This window comes from Paenibacillus durus ATCC 35681, assembly GCF_000993825.1.
Classification (GTDB): domain Bacteria; phylum Bacillota; class Bacilli; order Paenibacillales; family Paenibacillaceae; genus Paenibacillus_AQ; species Paenibacillus_AQ durus_B.
This window is the reverse complement of sequence record NZ_CP011114.1, coordinates 778,914-801,793: the sequence shown is the minus strand read 5'-3', so window position 1 is coordinate 801,793 and position 22,880 is coordinate 778,914. Positions and strand designations below refer to the sequence as shown.

Genomic DNA, 22,880 nt, shown 5'->3' with positions numbered 1-22,880 from the left:
ATGTAGAGCTAGATGTATTTAAAATTGTAAGGAATCCTAACATATAGGGGGTTATCTATCGGCAGCGTTGCGTTCCGGGGCGTTTCTAAGCATCCACTCCCGGCGAACTTCCCTGAAATCGCCTTCGGTGTCGGCATCCATGAAGAACAAGGGCGAATCCCCTTCAATTACTGCACCTCTATAGTCCGGGGAACGGAATATGCGTGCCGCGCCGCGGTCGCCCTCAAGCTGCTGGAGCGCCGGAAAGAGCGATTTGGAGAAAAGCGCCGGCGGCATTACCATTCCGTTGCCATTGGAAGCTACATAATCCAGAGCCGGCGAGCACCGGAAGGTCTCAATCAGACGACCGACCAGCCCCGCCGTAATGAAAGGCTGGTCGGCGAGCGCAACCACCACCGCATCCGGTTCGGCCGGCAACACCGCACTCAAGCCGCAGCGGAGGGAGAAGGACATCCCTAAGTGGGCGGTCAGGCAAAACTCCGTCCGCCTTGCCCCCGGGACTCCGCTCTCGGGCGGAAGCCACTCCAGCTTGTCACCGGCCCGTACCACCACGGCCAGCGGATCAAGGCCGCAGCGCTCCAGTTCACCGAGCGCAACGCTCCCGAGCGCGACATCCTCCGACAGCATCAAAGATACCTTGGGGGTGCCCATCCGGCTACTTTGCCCCGCCGCCAGATAAATACCGGCAACTCTCAAGGTAATCCGCTCCTTTCGGCCGCTTGCGGGAACTCGATCTTCTGACCTGAATCATCTCGGCGACAATACTGACGGCTATTTCTTCAGGGCCTTCTCCCCCAATCGGCAGCCCGACAGGCGCATGCACCGTCTCCGGGGCTTCCAGCCCCTCCAGCAGCATGCCTATTCTCGCTTTGGACCCGATGATGCCGATATAACATGGGTTATGCTTAATGACATGCTCTAGAAATATTCGGTCCCGTTGAAGCTGATGGCTGCAGATCAGGACATAATCCCTGCTGCCGATATGAAGCTTGTCTGCGGCCTCGGCCGGAGAGCAAATTATTCTTTCTGCCGCAGCAAAATCATGTCTTAAGCTACCCTCGCGCCAGTCGGCGATGGCAACACGAAAGCCGGCTTTGACCGCCAAATCCGCAATAGGGCGCGCATCATTTCCGGGACCAAACAGAACGAGCCGCGGTTTAGGTACAAGCAGCGTCGCAAACGAAGCATCACTCCAGTTGTAGGCCGCCGCCATCTCCGGCACTGCCGCAGCCGACTCCAGCGAAGCCGACTCCAGCGAATAGGTATATCTGCCGTCTGCCCGGCTGCGCCGAAGGATCACGCTTTTACCGGATGTTATGATTCCATGGGCTTCAACCAGCAAATTCCTGAGCTCGCCAGCTACAGGCTCCAGCACTACCTTAATCTTGCCGCCGCAGCCCACAGCTTCTCCCCAAGAAAAATCATCCTGAGACAGCATATCATATTCTACGGTCTCCGGCATCCCCGATTCCCACACTTCTTCGGTCCGGAGCTGCAAATCGCTTTCCATACATCCGGGGCTTAGGCTTCCTATAGTGCCCCCCTCATGAAACAGCATAACTGCTCCGGCCTTTCGATATGAGTGTCCCTCTACGCCAATCAGGGTGGCCAGCACGGCGGGAGCTTCATCTCTCTTGATGCGGTTTACAATATCGTACACGCTCATGAACTCCCTCCTAAACTCATCGCGACCTGAATTTCAGCCGCGCTCCAGCATTTTACGGAACAGGAAGGCCAGCTTCAACCGCAGCAGGTCGTCCGTCTTCTTGAAATCAACATCCAGCAGTTCGCTCAGCTTCTCCATGCGGTAGGTAGCCGTATTGCGGTGGATGAACAGCTTCTTGGCCGTTTCATTGATATGGCCGTCATTTTCCAAAAAAGCTTCCAGCGTATGCAGCATCTCCCTTACATACTCCGGCTCACGGCCCAGCAGTCCGGCCAATATGCGGCTGAAATATTTCTGCATCATCTCGGCAGGAACCTGCTGCAGCACCATGGCCAGTTCAAGCTGACGGTAATGTGCAACCTGCTGTCCCGCATTCCAGTGTGCCGTCAAACGCAAAGCTTCTTTTACTTCGGCAAAAGCTTCCTTGGTCTCCTCCGGTTTACTCTTTCGGCTGCTGATCGCGGCCCGGGGGTAGAAGCTCTCACCCATCTTCAGTTTGTCGAAACAGGATTCAATGATAGCGGAAAAACGCTCCGGCGCCATCCTTTCTCCCGAATAGATGGACAAGAGCCCTTCTTCCATCACTAGATGGAAAGCCTTCATCTTCCCAAACTCCGGATGCTGCGCATATTCCTCTTTCAGCCGGGTCAGTTCGTGCTGCCGCAGTTCTCCCGCTTCGGGCACATCACTAAGAACAAGCTGAAACGGCGCTTGCAGCAGTCCGTAGTCCAGTGTGTCAGCCGCCTTTACCAGTTCGGCGCAGGACAGGTCGCCTTTCAGGTAACGGCGAAGCAGCTTCCCAAACTCTCTATGCAAATCATGCTCGAAATAATCCTCATCCCCTGATCGGATATGATGCGCGATAAGTTCGGCTCCCTGAACGAACAGGCTTTCTTCCATAGGCAGAAGCAACGGGTCAATGGAGCAAAAGACAAGATAACCGAAGCACTCTTCTCCCTGCAAAAGCGGAAGGCGGTAGCCCGCTTCCTCTCCGATGCGCACCTTGCGGTTCCGGCTCCCCCACGGCCATCCGCCAAGCAGTTCCCGTTCGGTGCGGGAGGAGTTATTGAAGAGCAGTTCCCCCCGGCTGCCGATGACGGCAATCGGATGGCCGATGACTTCGGATACCGACTCCAGAAGCGAGCGGCTGCGCACAGGGCGCAGGGCAAAACGCATCAGCTTACGCTGCTTCTCAAGAACGGCTTGCAGGGTATCCGTCCTGCGGGCAAGCTCCGCCCGGAACAGACCGTTCATTTGATCGGAAAAGGTAAATTGGAATGGAAGCTCGATGAGCGGGAAGTTCAATTCTTCCGCTTCAGCGATCAGAGCTTCAGGAACCGATTCCCAGAATCGGCCCAGCTTGATGCCGAGTCCCGAGGAACCTCTCCGATTAAGCTTGTGAAGCAGCGCCGAAGCCTGCTCCGGGTTATCCTTGATCAGATAGGCTGTCGTAAGCAGCATCTCGCCTTCTTTGATCCAATCCGAAATATCCGGCGCATCCATCACATTGATCGACTTAACGATTCTGTGAGTCCCTTTGGAGCCGGCAATCAGCTTTGCTTCCGACAGAGGATAAATCGATAACGCCTCTTCAACCGTAAGATGCATGCAGCCTCTCCTCCAGTATATATATAAAATCTAATTTTTCATGATTTCTTGTGTTACTTTATGTAACATTATAAAGAATGCGCCCCGCTTTGAAAAGAAAAAAGTTTAAAAAAACGCCTTGTTATGTTATGTATTTTTACATATTTTTCATATTGATTTTTTGGGTTATCTGCTATGCAAAAAAAACAAAAGCCGTCCAGCGCGGCATTCACCGCGAGACAGCTTTTGTCATCTGTATAAAACAATTGATTAAACAAGCGCCGGCTTCCAGATCTCATTTACCCATGCCAGCAAGCGCAGGTCCTGGCCAAAGCCGCCGATGACGGACAGTCCGAGCGAAAGACCGCCAGGACCGCTCACCGGAAGCGTGATCTGCGGAAGACCAGTCAGACCTGCGATACAGCAGAGCGACATGGCTCCACTGCGGTTAAACTCAAGCTGCGCCGCGTCGCCGCCGGCAAGCGGTGCGGGACCCGGCACTGTCGGAATAACCAGCACACCGTTCTCACCAAGCAGATTGCGGAGCCGGGCGGTAACTTCCTTACGAAGCGAGGCCGCGGCTGAAAGATTGCGGCCGTGCAGTTCTTCCGCAAGTTTAAAGCGTGCTGCAATATCCGGCGCAAAGGTCGGGTGTTCCTTACGTACCCAGCTTCCATGCGTTTCCCATATTTCACTGCCCTGAAGCTCCCGAAATGCATCCATCCACGCCTTCAGTCCTTCCGGAGCCGCTTCGGTCTGCACGCTTCTCGCGGCGCCGGCTTGCAGAACCTTCAGGGCGCCGGTTAATTCCCCTTCGCTTTCCGGTTCCGTCAGCGCCCAGGCATCCTCTGGGATGAACAGCGTGTCAATCTGAACCCTCGCTGCTTGGGCTGATGATGCCGCAGAGCCTGGGGCAGGCTCACCCTGGCTTTCTCCTTCGCCCGCTCCGCCGAGCAGCACCCTGCCGACCCTATGCAAAAGTCCGGGGCTGCCTGCCATCCAGCCGACGGTATCAAACTGCGACGCAAGCGGGATAACGCCATTCATATCAACCGCTCCATGACTCGGCCGAAAGCCGTAAATACCGCAGTATGCGGACGGTACACGGACAGAGCCGCCCGTATCCGTCCCGAGCGCGAAGTCTACGCTCCCCGCCGCGACCGCGACTGCCGAGCCGCTGGAAGAACCGCCGGGAATTCTCCCCGCGCCCCGCGGATTCACCGGCGTGCCGTAATGAATATTTTCCCCGCCAAGGCTGTACATCAGCTCATCCGTGTGGGCCGCGCCTTTAAGAGCGGCCCCCGCAAGCAGTAGACTGCGAACCGCTGCGGCATGCTCTTCCGCCGCCGGATGACTGCGCAGCCAATCCGGGTTGCCTGCCGACGAGACATGGCCCTTGACCGCAAAGACGTCTTTGACCGCAAAGGTCAATCCGTCCAAAGGTCCGCGCGCAAGCGGCGATACCTCAAGTCCCGGATCGATAAATGCTCCATACCGGTTGTCCAATTCCATCTGTCCTTCCCTCCTCTCACTTTCGTTCCTTTATTCTAAAATCCGCAACTTCTATTGTCCGGACTGTAATCCTGCGACTGTTTCCCATTTCCAATGCTTGCCGTTACCAGCCGATGGCGGCTCCGTCACAGCGCGGGTCGGTGCCGCCGCTGCGGTAGCCGTTGTCATCGATGGAGATCACATGGGCGTGGCCAGCTAATCCGTCATAGTCTGCCACTTTCCGGACCTTATGGCCAGCTGCCGCCAATTTTTCCAGCACCGCGTCCTCCACTCTGCCCTCCACGGTCAGCTCCTGGGTCGGCTCGCCCCAAGTTCTTCCCCAGACGAACCGCGGCTCATCTACCGCCTGCTGGGGATTCATTCCGTAATGCAGCATTCTTGTCAGCAGCAGCGTCTGAGTCTGCGGCTGTCCCTCGCCGCCCTGTGTGCCGTACAGGATGGCGGGCTTGCCGTCCCGGCAAGCCATCGCCGGCATCAGTGTATGGAAGGTGCGCTTATGCGGCTCCAGCGTGTTGACGGCCGCCGGGTCCAGCGAAAAGAAGGAGCCCCGGTTCTGAAGCAGAACGCCGGTGCCGCCCGGAGCGGCTCCCGACCCGAATTCGAAGTACAGGCTTTGAATGAAGGAAACCGCGTTGCCTTCCGCATCCACGACCGCCGCGTAGGCTGTGTCCCGGCCAGTCGGCTCACTGGCCAGATCGGCCGCCCTGCCGGGCGAAATGGACGCGGCAAGCTCTGCGGCGTATGTCTTATCCAGCAGCCGGTCCAGCGGAATCTCATTGAATTCCGGATCGGTGAGCACGGCGTCGCGGTCGCGGAAGCTGGCCTTTATCGCCTCAACAAGCAGATGATAATATTCATAAGAACCATGCGGGATTCCTGCAAAGTTAAAGCGCTCCAATATATTCAGCGCCATCAGCCCGGCGAATCCCTGAGAATTGGGCGGAGCCTGATAGATGGTGTACCCGTGATAATCCGATGAGATCGGATCGCACCAGTTGCCCCGGTGATCGGCAAAATCCTCGGGGATCAAATATCCGCCGGCCTCTGCCATGCCGTCGCAGATGGCCTTGGCGATTTCTCCTTTGTAGAAGGCGTCACGCCCCCCGGCGGCCAGAATAGACAGCGTGCGGGCTAATTCCTGCTGTACGAACTTCTCCCCGGGCCTTGGAATCCGTCCGCCCGGCATATAGATGGCCGCCGCTTCGGGAGACAGCGCTGCACCGGCATGTATCGTGTTGGCGTGCTGGTCCGGCGACAGCGGAAAGCCTCCGGCCGCGTAATCGATTGCGGCCTCCAGCACCTCCGCCAGCGGAAGGCGGCCGTACCGGCTCAGGATCGCATCCCAGCTGTCCACCATGCCGGGCACCGTTATCGCGCTGCGTACACCTCTTCGCGGGATCGCGGCCTCTCCGGCGTAGCGGCCCCGGTGTACTCCGTACCCCGAACGGCCGCTGCCGTTGTAGGCCTGAACGCGGCCTTCATCGGCGCTGTAAGCCAGCCAGAACGCATCGCCTCCAAGGCCCGTCATATGCGGGTAGACGACCGCAAGCGCCGAGCTGACAGCCACCGCAGCGTCAAATGCGTTGCCGCCCTTTTGCAGAATCCGCGCTCCCGCAGCGGACGCCAAATGGTGCGGGCTGACTACCATCGTTTTCGTGCCGGTCACCGGTCGTTTTATCATTTTGATCCTCCTAAAAGTTTTGCTAGGTGAATTTACTTCCTGAATGGGCTTCAGCAAAACTGGCATCGTAAGCGTAGGCTTTATGTTTTGCAAAACCGACATAAAAGGCATTAGCCAAATGAATTATTGTCATTTAACCTTACACGGCTGCTTGAAGTCAACCGGAAGCGCATAGAACGCTAATGCTGCACGCCTGATTTGTGAGCCATGCACAAAGTTATCACTCGGCGGATGCAAAAAGAAATATAATGTTGGGGTATTCATACGGTTTGTATATAATGTACTTTTGACAACATAAGGAGGAAACGGTTTGAAACCAATGAACAAGGACTATATAGAGCTTGGAGTCTCAATGGTCCGCACCGGAATTCTCGGCTACGGAGGGGGCCCCTCGGTCATCCCGTTGATCCGCCATGACGCCGTAATCCGCTACCGCTGGATCAGCGACGAAGAATTCGGGGAAACGCTGGCGCTGGCCAACGCCCTTCCCGGACCGATCGCCACCAAAATGGCCGCTTACTTAGGATACAAACGCGCAGGGGGCCTGGGAGCGTTCTTCGCCGTAGTTGCACATATTTTACCGAGCGTTCTTGCCATGCTCCTGCTGCTGTCCGCCGTCAATTACCTGGCAGGCTCCAAGGTCGTTAAGGGAATGATTGCCGCCGTCTCGCCCGTTATCGCCGTTATGCTCGGGGTAATGGCTTATGAATTTGCGAAAAAAGCAGTCAAGGGGCTCGGCATCGCAGCCGGCATCGCCTTTATGCTGCTAGCCCTGCTGCTGCTTCAAGTGCTGCATGTTCATCCGGCCATCGTCATCGTGCTGTTTCTCGCTTACGGTACGGTGCATTACCGGGCTGTGGCCAGTCTCCGCCGCAAACAGGAACGAAATGGAGGGACGCCTTAGATGGAATGGCTAGATCTGATTATAGGCTTTTTTATCGCCAATCTGCTGGGATACGGCGGAGGTCCTTCCTCCATCCCGCTGATGTATACAGAAATCGTACCGCATTATCATTGGCTGAGTAACTCTGAGTTTTCCAACATGCTAGCGCTGGGTAACGCGCTCCCCGGACCAATCGCCACCAAAGTAGCGGCTTATGTCGGCTTTGAAATCTACGGCTGGGTTGGAGCGATTCTGGCGCTTCTGGCCACCGTGCTGCCTTCCGCCGCCGCCCTGATCGCGATGATCCGCCTGCTCCAGAAATACCGGCAGTCCTCGGTCGTCAAAGGTATGACGCTTCTGGTTCAACCGGTCATCGCAATTATGATGGTCATTTTGACCTGGCAGATGAGCAAAGGGCCGCTGGCCTCCATAGGCATTTGGCAGACTCTGATTATCGCTGCGATCTCCTTTTGGGCGATGGAACGGCGCAAGATCCACCCTGCACTCGTCATTTTGGCTGCTTTTATCTATGGAGGATTTATTCTCCGGTACTGGGTATAACGGCACGACAACGGTTCGCGGCCCTGCAAAGGGATACGCGGCCGTTTTTTAGTTAGGGCTTCAAAATATACTGGGACAGCACCGCCTGCACCTCGTAAATATTCACGCTCTTGTTGAACGTTTTTTTGAGCGGCATCGTGCTGCCGGACACGAAAAGATACAGTTCCGCATCCAGATCGAAATGTCCCGCCGTCTCCACGGAATAATGCGTAATGCTTTTATAGGGGATGGAGTGGTATGCGATCTTTTTGCCGGTCATGCCCTGCTTGTCGATCAGTATGAGCCGTTTATCCGTAAAAATGAACATGTCGCGGATCAGCCGGTACGCCCGTTCGATTTGTTCCCCCGGAGCCAAAATTTTTCCGAATTCTTTGCGGGCCTCATTGAGATCAATCTGAGACGCATTGCCGAGCAGACCGTCGAAAAAAGCCATGTGCCTTCCTCCTTCTAATTGCCGAGATGGGGCGTCTTGGCTGCCCATACCCCATTCATATCGAACAATAACGATGGGTATGCAATTAATCGGAGACGGAGCGGATCGCGTTTTGACTTTTTCCGGAAAATGATGCTTGCTAACTGTAAATTTTTTGTTTAATATGAAGGTAACTTTGTTAAGAGGGAGGTGAGGAAAGATGAATTATGAAGGTCTGGGTAACATGGTCGGCCGTTTGCCTATCGCAATGGCAGGCATCGTTCATGCTTTTGGCGTTAACGGGAGAGGTCTGTCCTTTTTTGCCAAAATCATAACGCCCGGCTACCCAGAAATGTCTTTCCTGCCTTCCGACCGTCAACCTTAAACCGGACACGGACGAACAAGGCCGCGGGGAACGTTTCCCTGCGGTCTTTTTATGTTGTCCTTCCACGTAAGATGGCAGGGGCGTTTCCTTTGATATCCCAAGCTCTTCGGCTTCTCACGCCGCTGAAGCTGTTAAAGGAGAATCCCTATGATTATTCAATGTCAAAATGTGCAAAAATACCACGGTGCCCAGCTAGTGCTGAGCGATGTCTCATTTTCCGTCCGCCAGGGCGAAAAGGTTGGCCTCATCGGCCGCAACGGCTCCGGCAAAACGACCTTGTTCCGCCTTCTGGGCGGCGAAGAAGCACCCGACTCGGGGCAAATCGCCATTCGTAAAGGCAGCGTCGTCGGACTGCTGGCCCAAATTCAGGAAGGCGGCGAGGACACGGTGAACGCCGTCCTTCAGCGCAGCTTCGCCGAGCCGTTGGCGTGGCAGCGGCGGCTGCGGGAGCTTGAGCGGGAGATGTCGGACCCCGGCGCTGACGGCGAAGCGCGGATGACTGCGCTGCTGCGCGAGTACGGCTTGCTGCAGGAGAAATTCGAAACGGCCGGCGGCTATGAAATGGAATCCGATATCCAGCGGGTGTCCTCGGGACTTGGGATCGGCGGCGAGCAGTTTGAGCGCGCCTTCTCTTCCCTCTCCGGCGGGGAGAAGACGAAGGTCGGGCTGGCGGCACTGCTGCTGCTCCGTCCGGATGTGCTGCTGCTCGACGAGCCGACGAACCATCTGGATATGGCCGCCATCGAATGGCTGGAGCAATTCCTGAGAGACTATGACGGCACGGTAGTTGTTATTTCTCACGACCGCTACTTCCTTGACGCCGTCGTCACAAAGATCGTTGAGATCGAAGACGGCGAGGCCGTCACCTATCACACCGGCTACACCGGCTATCAGGCCGAGAAAGAAGCTAGACTGCTTCAGCAGTTCGCCGACTACCAGGAGCAGCAGAAAAAAATTAAAAAAATGCAGGAAAGCATCAAACGGCTGATCGAATGGGGCAACAACGCCAATCCGCCTAATCCTTCCTTTCACCGCCGGGCCGCGTCGATGCAAAAGGCGCTGGACCGGATGGTCAAAATCAAGCGGCCGATCCTGGAGCGCAAAGCGATGGATTTACAGCTTGAGCAGCAGGACCGCTCGGGCAACCGGGTGCTTGTGCTTGACAGCGTCGGCAAGCGCTACGGACAGCGGACGCTGTTCACGGAGGCCGGCGGCGTGCTGCGCTACGGCGAGACGACCGCGCTGATCGGCGGCAACGGCGCGGGCAAAAGCACGCTGCTGCGCATCATACTCGGACTGGAGCAGCCGGACGAGGGAAGCTGCGCGCTTGGCTCGCGGACAGCGGTCGGCTACCTTGCCCAGGAAGCCGTGCCCGAGGATGCCGGCCAGTCCGTGCTGAAGTATTTCCGCGAACAGGCCGGCATGGAGGAAGGCGAAGCGCGGGGACAGCTGGCCAGGTTCCTCTTTTACGGCAGCGATGTGTTCAAGAGCGTCGCGGGACTGTCCGGCGGAGAATGGACCCGGCTGCGCTTCGCCGTGCTCATGCACCGGCGGCCCAACCTGCTCATCCTCGACGAGCCGACCAACCACCTTGACATTGACTCTAGGGAAGCGCTGGAGGATGCGCTGGAGGAATTTCCCGGCACAGTGCTCGCGGTGTCGCACGACCGCTATTTCATCAACCGCTGCTTCCGCAGCATCTGGGCCTTGGAAGACGGAACTCTCTCCGTATTCCCGGGCAATTATGAGTACTTCAAAGAGAAGCGTGCGGAACAAGCGTCTACGCTTGCCGCCGCATCTGCCGAGAGCGGGGCGTATACAAGCCCCGGGAAAGCAGCTTCGGCAAGAAATGTGGCGGCACCAGAGACGAAGCCTGGCGGGGCGCAGGGCGGGAGCGGTTCGGTCCGCTCCCGGAACGCCCGCTCTGCCGCTGAGTGGGAAAGCGAGATTGCCGAGGGCGAGAAGCTGCTCCAAGCCATCGAAGCACGGATGCTGGACCCGCAGCTGAGCAGCGATGCCGACCGGCTAGCCGGGCTGTACGCTGAGCGTGAAGCGCTGCAGTCCAAGCTCGACGCGTTATACGTAGCGTGGCTGGACAGTTCCGGCCAATAATTCAAGGCCGCCCTTTCGCATACCGTAAGGGGCGGCCTTATCCTAGAACAATATCCGGTTGCTTATAAATAAACGGCTTGCACCTCCCTTTAAAGCGGGCGGTGCAAGCCGTTTACTATTGAGCGTTTCTTATCTATCTATGCTTAAGCGCCATAATATTGCTCCCATGCCGCGCTTCTCTTTCCCGGTTACAATTCATAAGGATGGCTCAACCGTACTATTGCTATCTTCCGTCGTACTATCTCGTAAAGCTAATAATCCAGCCTAACAGCGAAATCCATAACGGGATGCTGATCAGAATTCCCCACAGAAGTCCAGCCGAGAAACGGCCTTCGGAATGTGCTCTCATACTTTCCTGCTGCAGCGGTAGTCTCAAATTCTCTTGCTTTTCCATGCGATCCCCTCCTAAATAATCTTATCGTCACAAAAGAGGAAAAAAATTAGACCGCCGGACCTAAATTTTTTTATCAGGGATATAATTAATTATAGCCATAAAGACTCAGCGGATATACCTTTTTTGTAAGCCCTTTCATTTATTTATTCTAAACGATTTCCGTTGTTTTTTAAACAAAAAAATAAAAATATCTTTATGTATTTTTTGTTCAACTCTAAGGGCGATTTAGACACAGGCAGCAACCCGGACCTTGCCGCAGGCCCGGGTTGCTGTTCATTGCGCACTCTCCATCACAATCCGACCATAGTAATCGTCATTGTATTTGGAGAGAATGTATTTCTGTCTCTTAGTTCTTTGCTTTATCGGGTTTCACCGGAGCGGACATGAATCAATATATCCGCAAAGAAGCTGAAAGAGAAATCTACGGCTCGGTATTCAAAATGAGGGAACTCAGGAGCATTGGACTGGCCGTTCCCGCTCAGCCGTCAGCTCCTTGATTGATCCCGGTTTAAAAGCTCAGAAAAGCAGCGCAGCCGGAAGCCGATGATTCTAGTAGCGGAACTTTTGCAATGACCGGGATATGCAGCCGCTGGTTAAGCGGGATGTAGAAATCGGTGATATGCTGGAAGAGGCCATGGAACAGGTAAAGATGGTGGGCCAGAATCAGGAAAAAACCGTCCGCTATTCGGGACTGAAATCGCCTGTCTGCGTCTATGGCGACAGAGAAAAGTTGGTAACCGCGATAATTAATATCCTTTCCAACTGCATTCGCTACGCCAGAGCATGCGTTGCAATCGAGGCCAGGACAGAAGCAGGGAACGTGATCATCCGAATAGCCGATGATGGAAAAGGCATCAATCCGAAGGATCTGCCGCATATTTTCGAACGTTTTTATATGGGCGAAGACGGACATGCAGGCATAGGTCTGGCCATTACCAAAGAAATCATTGAATATCACCAAGGCACAGTAACAGCCATGAACGGTGAGAATGGAGCTATTTTCACAATTCGCCTGAAGACAGTGAAGCAAAAGGTGAGCTATCCTGAACTGCCTGAAACAGGCTAAATCCATCAACCGGCCTGCAAATGTCTAACGACTTCGCCCTAAAGAAATGGGTTTTCTAAGCTAAAATATAAAATTGTGCGAACCTATTCTGGCGACGACCGCATAGGCTCTAGAACTTCCTGCCCCTGACGGGAGGCTTCTTCCCGCGGACAATCTCCGCAAATACTCAAAGTTCGGATGAAACGTCTCATCCATAAGATAAGCAGATGTTCTGCTGCCTGGCACCCTCTCATTATTCAGAGCGGCAATGATTCCCGCAGCAGTGGTGATGCCAATTCCATGCCCAAAATACATTCCGTTGCCAAGCACAATTGCATTCTCGCCTTGCCATTCCGGTTTGTCCGGAGCGTGATCGGGATTCTTGAAATACTGCACATCACCAGGATAGGCTTCCTCCCTGTTATTGGTCGCAGTTAACTGTAAATCGCTGTCATACTGCCAATCATAGAGCAGCAGGTTATTAAAATATGCATTAAACACCTCTTCGCCCAGCGCATCAAGGACTCCCTTATATAGAACAATTACCGCCGCCGTTGCGCACTCAAAGGCATACAGATGGCCGTTCCGGAAAATATCATTGATCCCGTCGGAAGGTAACACCCCGTTATTTAAGCGAAGTCCTCCTTCACTGGTGCGTGACCAAAAGTTACGATTGCCCCTGGTGGTCTCAAACGGGACAAAGGTCGCTCCGCTTGCATCGAGTGCGATTGCCGCTTCAACAATGCGCCTTCTCATATTCAGCTCAAATTGCAGCGCGGCGGGCGATTCGTAAACATAGGTTTCCGGACTTCTCCGCTTCTTCTCCACCACCTCTCTCTCCACAGCCGATAGCGTTGACATATCGATTCCGTTCTGGCCGCCGTTCAAAAAAGTAATCACCGCTGTTCCTCCATTACTCGTTATTCTCTGGATATGGGTTATTGTACGTGGCGGCGCCCAGGGATGTGCGAAACCAGCGATTTTTGATTGTGCGAGGGGTATTCCAGTATAATAGTTCCTATGGGTCGCCGAATCCGATTCGGCGTATCCGTCACAAGCTCAAGGCTTGCGACCCCGCAAATCCAGGAGGTACATAATTATGTCTTACGCAGAATATTTTGCATCCCGCCGGGACGAACAACTGAACGAACTGAATGAATGGCTTAAGATCCCCAGCATTTCCGCACTTTCCGAGCACAAGAAAGATATTTTGACGGCGGCGCAGTGGCTCGCGGATACGCTGAACAAAGCAGGACTGGAACATATCGAAATTCATCCAACGGGCGGCCACCCTGTCGTCTATGCGGACTATCTGCACGCACCCGGCAAGCCGACTCTGCTTATCTACGGGCACTACGATGTTCAGCCGGTCGACCCGCTGAATCTCTGGACGACTCCGCCGTTCGAGCCGAATATCCGGGACGGCAAGCTGTACGCCCGCGGCGCAACCGACGATAAAGGTCAAGTCTTCATGCATATTAAGGCGATAGAGGCTATATTGAGTCAGGAAGGTTCCCTGCCGGTTAACGTCAAGGTATGCATCGAAGGCGAAGAAGAAATCGGCAGCGTTCATTTAACCTCCTTCTTGGAAAAACATAAAGACATGCTGGCTGCGGACGCCGTTCTTGTCTCCGACACCTCGCTACTGGAGCGCGGAAGACCGGCCATCTGCACCGGACTTCGGGGCCTCTGCTCACTGGAGGTGGATGTCATGACCGCTTCCACGGATTTGCACTCGGGTACTTACGGCGGCGCTGTCCCTAATGCGCTGCACGCGCTCGTCTCTCTGCTCGCGTCGCTGCATGACGACAAGGGCCGAGTCGCCGTAGACGGCTTCTATGAAGGCGTACCGGAGCTGTCTCCGCTGATGCGCGAGGAATTCGCCAAGCAGGGACTCGACGAGGATAAAATCCGGGAGGGACTCGGATTGTCCACTCTCTACGGCGAAGAAGGCTATACGTTTGTCGAACGCGTCGGAGCCCGACCTACGCTGGAGCTTAATGGCGTCTACGGCGGCTTTCAGGGCGAGGGCACCAAGACGGTTATCCCGAAAGTAGCCCATGCCAAAATCACCTGCCGCCTTGTCGGCGACCAGAATCCACAGCATGTTCTCGACGCTATTGAAGCCCATCTGAAATCGCATATTCAGCCGGGAGCCAAGGTTGAAGTGCGGCAGATGGAGAAAGCGTTCGCCTTGGACATTGATCCGTCGAATCGCTTCCTTCAACTGGCGGCGGACGCTTACGGCAAAGCATACGGGACACGCGCCCTGTTCACGAAGGACGGCGGCTCCATCCCAATTATGGAGAGCTTCTCCCGCATCCTGAAGGCGCCGGTCGTTCTGATGGGCTTCGGACTTGACGACGAGAACCTGCACGCGCCCGACGAGCACTTCAACCTGGAGAACTTCGACAAGGGTCTGCTGACGATTGTGGAATTTTTGAAATCGGCGGGAACGATCTAACTCGCCCCCAAGCTGGACCGATATGCAAAAGGCTCTTCGCTCATTATTAAGCGGAGAGCCTTTTGTTGTTTCGTCCAACGATAATCAAGAACAGAAATCAAACTAAAAAACCCTTGCGCCGCAAGGGTTCCAACAAAAATAAGGGCTTAAGCGGGTGATGGGAATCGAACCCACGCTATCAGCTTGGAAGGCTGAAGTTCTACCATTGAACTACACCCGCGCTTTCGTGAACATCTAACATTTTAACACTTTTGCCCCGATAAGGCAATTCCAATTAGGATGGCATTCCAAAAATAGTAGGTTTCAGGAAAATCCTTTCGAACTCCTGGGCCCCGATAGGCTTGCTGAAGAAATAACCCTGCCCCTCATGGCAGCGCTGCTGGCGCAAGAATTGCAGTTGATCCTCGTTCTCCACTCCCTCCGCCGTCACCTTCAGCTTCAAATGATGCGCCATGGAAGTAATTGTCGAGACAATCGCAGCATTGTTGCTGTCCTCCATAACCTCCGCCACGAAGGAACGGTCGATTTTAAGGCGGTCAATCGGCATATTTTTCAGATAATGCAGCGAGCTGTAGCCCGTTCCAAAATCGTCGATACTGATATATACTCCAAGCTCTTTAAGCCGCTTCAGCTGCTCAAAGGCTTTTTCCTTATCCATTGTCATGCTCTCCGTAATTTCAAGATCCACATAGCTCGGATCGAGGCCAATCCGCTTCAAGAATCCCCCGATCTTGCCGGCCAGGTTCGGCTGGAGAAACTGACGCATGGACAAATTGACCGATACGCAGATCGGGCGGTATCCCGCCTTCTGCCATTCCTTGTTCTGAGAACAGGCGGTTCTCAGCACCCACTCCCCGATCGGAACAATCAGCCCGCTCTCCTCGGCAATGGGAATGAAATCGGCCGGAGACACGAGGCCGCGTTTTGGATGCTGCCAGCGAAGCAGCGCCTCCATGCCGACAATCTCCTTCGTGGCCAGTTGAACCTGCGGCTGGTACAGAAGGAAAAATTCCTCCCGCTCCAGCGCTCTGCGCAGATCGTTCTCCAGCTTTAATCTTTCCTTGGCCTTCATTTGTATTAACGGCACGTACCTGCGAATATCCACGCCATGCTCCTTGGCATCATGAACGGCGGTATCCGCGTTCTGAATAAGCTGCTCCGCCGTATCTCCGTCACCGGGAAAGATGCTGATGCCCAGACTGAGCGAAATATGATACTCTCCGGCCTCCAGTTCAATAGGCTGTTCGAACAGATTAAGCAGTTCTTTGGAGCGGAGAAAGCAGCTATCCAGACTCTCCATGTCAGTCATCAGATAGGCGAATTCATCTCCGCCCATACTGAATAAATCCTCGTTAGCCCTGATGCCGTCCTTAATTCTGGATGCCACCAATTGCAGCAGGCGGTCTCCTGCCAGATGGCCCAACGAGACGTTGATATCCTTGAAATGATTAATATTGAGGACGGCTAGCGCCGAGAAACCGCGTATGGCGGAGGTTCTATAGGACTCAATCACTTCATCGACATGCTGGAGCAGCCGGCGTCTGTTCGGCAGTCCGGTCAAATCGTCATGATAGACGAGATAATTGATCTGCGCCTCAATCGCCTGTTTCTCATAGAACGGCTCTTCGAGCGTCAATCTGTACACGCCGGTGAGCAGCAAATAGTAGGCTGCCGCGCAGCTTGCTGCTCCGAACAGCAAATCGATATTTTTATCGGACCCCGCGTCCAAGTAGAACGACTGACCCAGAGCGAGAAATACGAGCGACCTGATAATAATCAGCACCGAGGACGATTTCTCCGTACGTTTCGTATAGAGGATAACGGCGATGTCTAGAAGGTAAATCAGCAGCACAACAAAATTAAGCAGTTTTCTGGCAAAATCCGCCTGCGTGGGACTGATTACTCCCGGAAGGAAATAAGAACCCGCACTGAATAGAACCGTCGACAACACGACCAGAAGGATGGACTTCCGCAGGATGCTATTTTTCCCCAGGACAAGCACCGGAGAATCTTCCTTGCCAAAGATCAGAAAAATGCCGACTGCGCTCGCAAGCCTTGAGAAGGATAGCAGCCAAAATGCCCGGTCTTCGCTTATCACGTTCTGGATGAACGGAATTCCAATAAAACCAAGCGTATGCAGGAGATCGAACACGCAAACTCCCAAAAAAAGAGCGGAAGAGTAGAGTCTGCCCCTCGACAATTGATTGGAGAAAAGAAGCCATCCCTGGGCAAAAATCGCAAATCCGAAGGCGCTGGTACACCAGCTGCTAATCAGATACAACGCAGACAGTGCTTCCCGTTCGTTATGGCCATTCAGCGCAATGTGCATGCTTTGAATCAACAGAAACAGTGCCGCGCCGAAGACTGCTGTAAGCAGTGTTTTTTTCTCTTCTATTTTCATAGGCTTTCGTAGGCCCCTCGCGTCTAAGTATCACTCTATCGCTCATAAAAAATAGATATCCCCAATATAAATATCGGTTGGATGAGGCTGGAAATTTACAGTGTTTTTGATAAGTACCTGCATTAATATATGCAAAGAAATAAGCACCCGTTTATGGATTATCGCTCCAGGTTTGTCGAATCGCATCACTCTTGTGATTTTGATCATTGAATTCGGCCTGAAAAAATGATAAATTACAGAAAAAACAATTGAGACTGATTCTCAGTCTCCACCGGAGGGATTAAGATGATTGCTTCAGTTTGCCACCTACTGCAATTGCAACCGGGTTCCGCCGGCGCTATTCAAGGAATAGAAGGAATGGATCCTGTCTTGCGCCGCCGTCTGGCTGATTTGGGAGTTTCAGAAGGCTGCACCGTCTGTCTTAAAGGAAAAGGTCCATTCATGGGTCCGGTTATGTTGGAATGCAACGGACAATTACTCGCCATCCGCCGGAAAGAAGCCTCGAAAATTGTGGTGAACGTGTCATGAGTTCAATCGCACTTCTTGGAAACCCGAATACGGGAAAGACATCCCTTTTTAATACATTGACTTCTTCTTATGAATATGTTGGCAACTGGGCAGGCGTAACGGTGGAGAAAAAGGTCGGCGACCTGAAAAATGGCGCAGGCACACTGATTGACTTGCCCGGCATTTATTCCCTTCACCCGCTGTCGCGCGACGAAGGCGTTGCAACCCAGTATCTGCTTGAAGAGTCGCCGGAGGCGCTCGTCAATATCGTCGACGCTTCGCAGCTTGAACGTAATCTGCTGCTGACCGTCCAACTGCTCGAGTATGGCAGGCCGACCGTCATCGGACTTAATATGATCGACGTAGCTAATGCGAGAGGCATTAAGGTGCATCCGGACGTTCTGCAATCCAAGCTCGGTGTTAACGTGCTCCCGCTGGTCGCAAGGACGGGCAAAGGCAGCGCACAGGTGCTGAGCATGCTGGAGAACTCCGCGGATATCCCCGCTGTGAATTTCAAGCTCGATTATGGATTAATCGTCGAACAAGCCATTTCCTCCATTGAGCGGGAGCTGAGCCAGGAGATCGGCCTTCCCAATCATCGTTGGGTCGCACTCCAGCTTTTGGAGAAAAATCCGGTTATCCTGGAATTCCTCAAGGGCCGCGCGGATACTGACAAACTGCTTGCTATTCGTCAAAATTGTCAGAATGAGCTTCAAAACAGCAAGTTGGCGCATACCCTTCCTCAATGGATTCGCTCTATTCGAACCGATTATATCCGCTCGCTTTGTCTTGACGCTCTAGATACATCCGGCCTCAAACCCCATAACTTGACGGAACGGCTCGATTCCATCCTTACGAATCGTTATCTCGGACTGCCGATATTCCTTGCGTTTATGTATGTGCTGTTTAAAACAACCTTCGAATGGGTCGGCGCACCGCTGTCCGATTTGCTGGACGGTCTCATTTCGGGTCCGATCAGTTCGGGAGCAGCTTCGTTTCTTGATACGGCCGGGGCATCCGATTTCGTACATGCACTAATCATCGACGGCATTATAGGCGGCGTAGGCGGCGTCCTCGTCTTTGTCCCGCAAATCTTCATTCTGTTCCTGATCATTTCTTTTGTAGAAGATTCCGGGTATATGGCCCGCGTCAGTCTGGTCGTAGACAGCATAATGGAACGGATGGGGCTTAACGGCAAAGCTTTTATTCCATTCATCATCGGCTTCGGCTGCAACGTGCCTGCCGTTATGGCCGCGCGGAGCATTGAACAGCCCAAAGAGCGGATGCTGACTACTCTGCTGCTTCCTCTTATGTCCTGTTCCGCCAGACTTCCGGTCTATCTGCTGTTTGCCGCTGTCTTTTTCCCGGAAAATCAGGCTGCTGTCATTATGACGATGTATGCTTTGGGAGTGGTGTTCGCGCTGCTGCTGTGCAAGCTCTTCTCCAAGTATTTGTTCAAGAACGAGTCCTCAGTATTCGTAATCGAGCTTCCTCCCTACCGGATGCCGCAGCTTAAATCGCTGTCGCGCAGCACCTGGGAAAAAGGAAAAGGCTTCCTGCGCAAGGCGGGGACGATTATTTTGGCCGGTTCGGCTATTATCTGGATCATGTCTTATACCGGACCTGCCGGGTTAAATGTGGATATGGACAGCAGCTTCCTTGCCAAATTCGGCGGTCTCGTCGCACCCCTGCTTCAGCCGCTCGGCTTTGGTTTCTGGCAAGCGGGGTCGACGCTGGTTCCAGGCTTCCTTGCCAAAGAAGTTGTCGTCTCAACGATGAACATTATCTATCACGCGCCGGAGGCTGCCGGACTGGAAGCGCAGATTTCCCAGGCGTTCACGCCTCTCAGCTCGGTAAGCTTTATGGTCTTTATTCTGCTGTATACACCTTGTCTTGCAACGGTGGGCGTAATCAAGAAAGAAACGGCTTCCTGGAAATGGACCTTCTTCTCCATAGCCTATGCCGTTGTCCTGGCCTATTTGGTAAGTCTGGTTATCTATCAAGGCGGACGGCTTCTTGGATGGGCCTAAGCCAAATACGAATAGCCCTATATGGGGAAAGCGGGGAATTACGTAATGAGCATATTGATTAATACATTGATTGTTGCCGCTATTTTCGGTTATTCCGGCTGGATTCTCTACCGCCATGTGCAAAAAGGGAAAAAGGGCGCTTGTGCCGGATGTGACAAAGGAAAAAGCTGTCCGGGCGCGTCCAATGACTTCTCACAAGCCTGCTGCAGCACCCCGGAAACGCCCTCGCCATCCGGACTGCACCAAAGTAATCAAGTCGGATTGTAGTTAAAGAAAAGCATACAAAGGGACCGGCCAAGGGATCATCTTGCCGGTCTCTTTGTATGCTTACAATTTCCTGTTATTGTGCTGATTTCTGAGGGGAGAGGGGGTACGAGGAGCAATTCTGTCCCTGCTTTTAGGTTATGCGGTAAGCCCCGGAGTCAGCGGAAGCGATATCACAAAACTGGTCCCCTCATTAATCCGGCTGCTGACGGAAATGCGTCCCCCATGGTTTTTAATGATCCGGTCACTCACGGAAAGGCCCAGCCCCGTGCCATTCTCCTTGGTGGTGAAGAACTGGTTGAACAGATGGCTCATGGTGCACACATCCATGCCTTTACCGTTGTCAGAGACGATGATCCGTACCTCTCCGCCTTCTCTATACGCCCCAAGCTCAATCCTCCCTGTGATATCGTCCAAGCGGTCGGAGACAGCCTCCAGGGCGTTTCTTATCATATTGATCAGGACCTGCTTAATCTGCTTCACATCTACGGAAATATACAAATCGCTGGCTAAAGCATTAAGAACGATCTGGCAGCCCTTCATCAAGACTTCGCTTTCTGTCAGCAGTATGACTTCTTTCATCAGGGCGGAAACGGAAATGATTCCGGCTTGAGGAGAGGAAGGCTTGGACGAGGAGAGAAATTCATGAATAATATCATTGGCACGGTCGATCTCCGCCAAGATGATCTTAGCATATTCTTCCTTCCCAAGTCCCTGCAGATGCGGGCGAAGCAGCTGGATGAATCCGCGAATGGCTGTCAAAGGATTCCGGATTTCATGGGCAATGGAGGCAGATAATTTGCCTAACATAGCCAGATTGTCATTTTGGTAAGCGGTTTGTTCTATCTTTTTATAATCGGAAATTTCCTTAAAAGTAAATAAGTAGCTGCCGTTCATATCTCCGCCAAAGGAAGCGTTTACTTCCCAATAGCGACCATATTCGTCCATAAACTCATACATCGTCTTTCCTTTGTAAACCGTCTCCCGATAGATATGCAGCAGTTGTCTCTTCTTGATCCGGCTCAAAGAAAGATGTGTCAGCAAATCGACTACAGTACATCCTGCCAGCGTATAGCGCTGAAGCTCAAGCATTCCGTACGCCCGCGCATTTACAAAGGTTAGAACTCCTTCTTCATCAAAAAGCATGACTCCACAATCAATATGCTCCAGAACATTTTCATATGTACTGTCCAGAAGCCCGGCTTGGAACGATCGCGGCGACAGAAGCCGACTTTCGTGAATTTCATGTAGCACGATGTGAAGTTCCCCCTTCAACTGAAATTGACGGAGCAGAACGACTAATTGACGAAGCAGTTCTGCGACATCAAATTAGGCTGTTATATAAGTGTATGCTATGGAACCGCTAGTACATTCTACGATCATCTTCGTTTGATTCAGTCATCCAAGCGTTTTTAACTATATTCCAATCATATCCAAGAAAAGTGCTCAAAGCAATCAGAGATACTGTCGAATGTCAAAAAATTCATAAAATAATACTTTAGTGCCGTCTCGAAGGCCTAAGCAAATAGCTATTCTTCATGAAAAAGGGTCCTCGCAATTGCGAGAACACCGGAATTCGCTTCAACCAAACTGAGAAACCGCGATTTACGGCCGTTTACGGCGGTTTTCCTTTTCTCCAAAGCATCCGCGAGCTTTTTTACTTTCCAAATCAAAAAGGCCATGGATCTCTACATGAAGTAGAAATTCACGGCCTTTTTCAGTGTCGTCGCAATTGCGGAGATTTTTCAAGAGAAGTAATAATCCACGCCATACCTTTACGCTTTTTGCTGAAGACGATGACGGCGCTGACTCATGACGGCGAGCCTCTTCTTTAGCTCCCGCTCCCACTTGACATCACCAATCTGTTTGGACACGGCCAGCAGATCAAGCGCCATATCAATCTGGCTGCGGATAATGGCCATAGCGTCTTCACTTTCCATATTGACGACATTTTCAAAAATCGACTCTTCATCTTCCATCACATAATCCTGGAAATCCACATCGGTAACGCCGTCGCCATGCGCGTATTCCGCCAAGATTTCATACTCATTCTCGACCTTGTAATGAACCTCGACCCGGTGACATACCGGGCAAAAAAGCAGGGGAACATTATGGACTTGCGTGCGATAATGCTTAAGCGTCCCCTTGGTACCTACCATACTCGCTCCACAGCAAAAACTCATGATTGTTCACCCTCCTCAGGTCAGTTCCAATGGTTTCGTATTATTGTATTATACTCGGTTGCCGGCGATTCCTGCTGATAAAGATCAAGCTAAGACTGACGGGCGTTTTGTTGCAAAAAGCCCCCTTGACCGGACAAACAATCCGGAAGGAGGCTTTGATCAGCATTTCAAAGGACTTGGATGAGGGACGCCTCGCAGCTTATGCTTACAGGTTCTTGTCGCCCGGTTTCCAGTTCATAGGGCATAATCCGCCGGATTGCAGCGCCTGCAGCACGCGCAGAGTTTCTTCTACGCTACGGCCTACATCATTGTGGTTAACCACTTGGTATTTCAGTTCGCCTTCCGGATCGATAATGAAGAGACCGCGAAGCGCAATGCCTTCTTCTTCGATCAATACGCCGTAATCGCTGGCAACCTTCTTCGTAATGTCGGAAGCAAGCGGGAATTTCAGTTGGCCAAGACCATTAGCGTCTTTCGGAGCGTTGATCCAAGCCTTATGGCTGTGTACGGAGTCGATGCTTACACCAAGAATTTCGGTATCAAGCGCCGTGAATTGGTCAGCCGCTTCGCTGAGCGCCGTAATTTCAGTCGGGCACACGAAAGTGAAATCCAGAGGATAGAAGAAAAATACGAGCCATTTACCGCGATAGTCGGACAAGCTAACTTTGCCAAATTCTTTGCCGTCTCCCGAAACGGTTTCCATAGTGAAATCGGGAGCCTGTTTGCCTACCAAACGTTCTGCCATTGTGAAAATCCTCCTTTGATTATGTAAGAAAAACATGCTGCCATCCAT

At 53.0% G+C, this 22,880-nt stretch carries 21 protein-coding genes and 1 tRNA gene; 9 read left to right on the top strand and 13 right to left on the bottom strand.

What is annotated here, in order from left to right; all coding sequences use genetic code 11:
- Nucleotides 1-51: 51 nt before the first annotated feature.
- The 5 genes from VK70_RS03635 to ggt form a co-directional block, all read right to left on the bottom strand.
- Nucleotides 52-696 (bottom strand): NTP transferase domain-containing protein, encoded by a 645-nt coding sequence (locus VK70_RS03635; RefSeq protein WP_025694031.1) that lies wholly within the window; start codon nt 694-696, stop codon nt 52-54.
- Nucleotides 656-1,666 carry an XdhC family protein gene (locus VK70_RS03630; RefSeq protein WP_025694032.1) on the bottom strand — a complete coding sequence of 337 codons (1,011 nt, stop codon included), beginning with the start codon at nt 1,664-1,666 and terminating at the stop codon, nt 656-658. The genes VK70_RS03635 and VK70_RS03630 overlap by 41 nt, the downstream gene beginning before the upstream one ends.
- A 33-nt stretch (nt 1,667-1,699) precedes the next feature.
- On the bottom strand, nt 1,700-3,274 hold the full coding sequence (locus tag VK70_RS03625; RefSeq protein WP_025694033.1) for a PucR family transcriptional regulator: 1,575 nt from the start codon (nt 3,272-3,274) through the stop codon (nt 1,700-1,702).
- 249 nt (nt 3,275-3,523) lie between these two features.
- Nucleotides 3,524-4,759 (bottom strand): amidase, encoded by a 1,236-nt coding sequence (locus VK70_RS03620; protein WP_025694034.1) that lies wholly within the window; start codon nt 4,757-4,759, stop codon nt 3,524-3,526.
- A 109-nt stretch (nt 4,760-4,868) separates the two neighbouring features.
- The gene (ggt, locus tag VK70_RS03615; protein WP_046722809.1) at nt 4,869-6,446 is read right to left on the bottom strand and encodes a gamma-glutamyltransferase; all 1,578 of its coding nucleotides are present in this window, start codon (nt 6,444-6,446) and stop codon (nt 4,869-4,871) included.
- Between the two features lie 319 nt (nt 6,447-6,765).
- Between ggt and VK70_RS03610 the strand changes: the two genes are divergently transcribed.
- Together VK70_RS03610 and VK70_RS03605 are read left to right on the top strand one after the other, a co-directional pair.
- On the top strand, nt 6,766-7,350 hold the full coding sequence (locus VK70_RS03610; RefSeq protein WP_036638473.1) for a chromate efflux transporter ChrB: 585 nt from the start codon (nt 6,766-6,768) through the stop codon (nt 7,348-7,350).
- Nucleotides 7,351-7,890, top strand: coding sequence for a chromate efflux transporter ChrA (locus VK70_RS03605; RefSeq protein WP_025694134.1), 540 nt, complete (start codon nt 7,351-7,353; stop codon nt 7,888-7,890).
- 52 nt (nt 7,891-7,942) lie between these two features.
- Here VK70_RS03605 and VK70_RS03600 read toward each other — a convergent pair whose 3' ends face one another.
- Nucleotides 7,943-8,323, bottom strand: coding sequence for a PH domain-containing protein (locus tag VK70_RS03600; protein WP_025694135.1), 381 nt, complete (start codon nt 8,321-8,323; stop codon nt 7,943-7,945).
- 199 nt (nt 8,324-8,522) lie between these two features.
- Between VK70_RS03600 and VK70_RS28205 the strand changes: the two genes are divergently transcribed.
- Entirely contained in the window at nt 8,523-8,687 is a 165-nt protein-coding gene (locus VK70_RS28205; protein ID WP_155986863.1) for a hypothetical protein, read from the top strand.
- 147 nt (nt 8,688-8,834) lie between these two features.
- Nucleotides 8,835-10,799: a ribosomal protection-like ABC-F family protein gene (abc-f, locus tag VK70_RS03595; RefSeq protein ID WP_046722804.1), complete on the top strand. Its 1,965-nt coding sequence runs from the start codon at nt 8,835-8,837 to the stop codon at nt 10,797-10,799.
- Nucleotides 10,800-11,037: 238 nt separating this feature from the next.
- On the opposite strand, the gene VK70_RS28200 is transcribed toward abc-f, so the two are convergent.
- A complete protein-coding gene (locus VK70_RS28200; protein ID WP_155986922.1) occupies nt 11,038-11,193 on the bottom strand; it encodes a hypothetical protein in 156 nt (51 codons plus the stop codon).
- 619 nt (nt 11,194-11,812) lie between these two features.
- Between VK70_RS28200 and VK70_RS03590 the strand changes: the two genes are divergently transcribed.
- Nucleotides 11,813-12,259 carry a sensor histidine kinase gene (locus VK70_RS03590; protein ID WP_158454044.1) on the top strand — a complete coding sequence of 149 codons (447 nt, stop codon included), beginning with the start codon at nt 11,813-11,815 and terminating at the stop codon, nt 12,257-12,259.
- 60 nt (nt 12,260-12,319) lie between these two features.
- On the opposite strand, the gene VK70_RS03585 is transcribed toward VK70_RS03590, so the two are convergent.
- Nucleotides 12,320-13,138, bottom strand: a complete 819-nt coding sequence (locus VK70_RS03585; RefSeq protein WP_025695985.1) for a protein-glutamine gamma-glutamyltransferase — start codon at nt 13,136-13,138, stop codon at nt 12,320-12,322.
- Between the two features lie 199 nt (nt 13,139-13,337).
- Here VK70_RS03585 and VK70_RS03580 point away from each other — a divergent pair, with 199 nt between their 5' ends.
- Nucleotides 13,338-14,702, top strand: a complete 1,365-nt coding sequence (locus tag VK70_RS03580; protein WP_025695986.1) for a dipeptidase — start codon at nt 13,338-13,340, stop codon at nt 14,700-14,702.
- Nucleotides 14,703-14,851: 149 nt separating this feature from the next.
- On the opposite strand, the gene VK70_RS03575 is transcribed toward VK70_RS03580, so the two are convergent.
- Together VK70_RS03575 and VK70_RS03570 are read right to left on the bottom strand one after the other, a co-directional pair.
- A tRNA-Gly gene (locus tag VK70_RS03575) sits at nt 14,852-14,922 on the bottom strand.
- Nucleotides 14,923-14,976: 54 nt separating this feature from the next.
- A complete protein-coding gene (locus VK70_RS03570; RefSeq protein WP_025695987.1) occupies nt 14,977-17,103 on the bottom strand; it encodes a putative bifunctional diguanylate cyclase/phosphodiesterase in 2,127 nt (708 codons plus the stop codon).
- Nucleotides 17,104-17,388: 285 nt separating this feature from the next.
- On the opposite strand from VK70_RS03570, the gene VK70_RS03565 reads away from it, so the two are divergent.
- From VK70_RS03565 to VK70_RS03555, 3 genes are read left to right on the top strand one after another with little or no spacing between them, the layout of a single operon-like run.
- Nucleotides 17,389-17,631, top strand: coding sequence for a FeoA family protein (locus VK70_RS03565; RefSeq protein ID WP_025692928.1), 243 nt, complete (start codon nt 17,389-17,391; stop codon nt 17,629-17,631).
- Nucleotides 17,628-19,640 carry a ferrous iron transport protein B gene (gene feoB, locus VK70_RS03560; RefSeq protein WP_025695988.1) on the top strand — a complete coding sequence of 671 codons (2,013 nt, stop codon included), beginning with the start codon at nt 17,628-17,630 and terminating at the stop codon, nt 19,638-19,640. The genes VK70_RS03565 and feoB overlap by 4 nt, the downstream gene beginning before the upstream one ends.
- Before the next feature lie 45 nt (nt 19,641-19,685).
- Entirely contained in the window at nt 19,686-19,907 is a 222-nt protein-coding gene (locus VK70_RS03555) for a FeoB-associated Cys-rich membrane protein (protein ID WP_036640938.1), read from the top strand.
- 135 nt (nt 19,908-20,042) lie between these two features.
- Here the strand turns inward: VK70_RS03555 and VK70_RS03550 are convergent, their stop codons facing one another.
- The 3 genes from VK70_RS03550 to VK70_RS03540 form a co-directional block, all read right to left on the bottom strand.
- The gene (locus VK70_RS03550; RefSeq protein WP_025695990.1) at nt 20,043-21,158 is read right to left on the bottom strand and encodes an ATP-binding protein; all 1,116 of its coding nucleotides are present in this window, start codon (nt 21,156-21,158) and stop codon (nt 20,043-20,045) included.
- 521 nt (nt 21,159-21,679) lie between these two features.
- The gene (locus VK70_RS03545) at nt 21,680-22,087 is read right to left on the bottom strand and encodes a hypothetical protein (protein ID WP_025695991.1); all 408 of its coding nucleotides are present in this window, start codon (nt 22,085-22,087) and stop codon (nt 21,680-21,682) included.
- 205 nt (nt 22,088-22,292) lie between these two features.
- Nucleotides 22,293-22,832 carry a peroxiredoxin gene (locus VK70_RS03540; RefSeq protein ID WP_025695992.1) on the bottom strand — a complete coding sequence of 180 codons (540 nt, stop codon included), beginning with the start codon at nt 22,830-22,832 and terminating at the stop codon, nt 22,293-22,295.
- Nucleotides 22,833-22,880 lie beyond the last annotated feature (48 nt).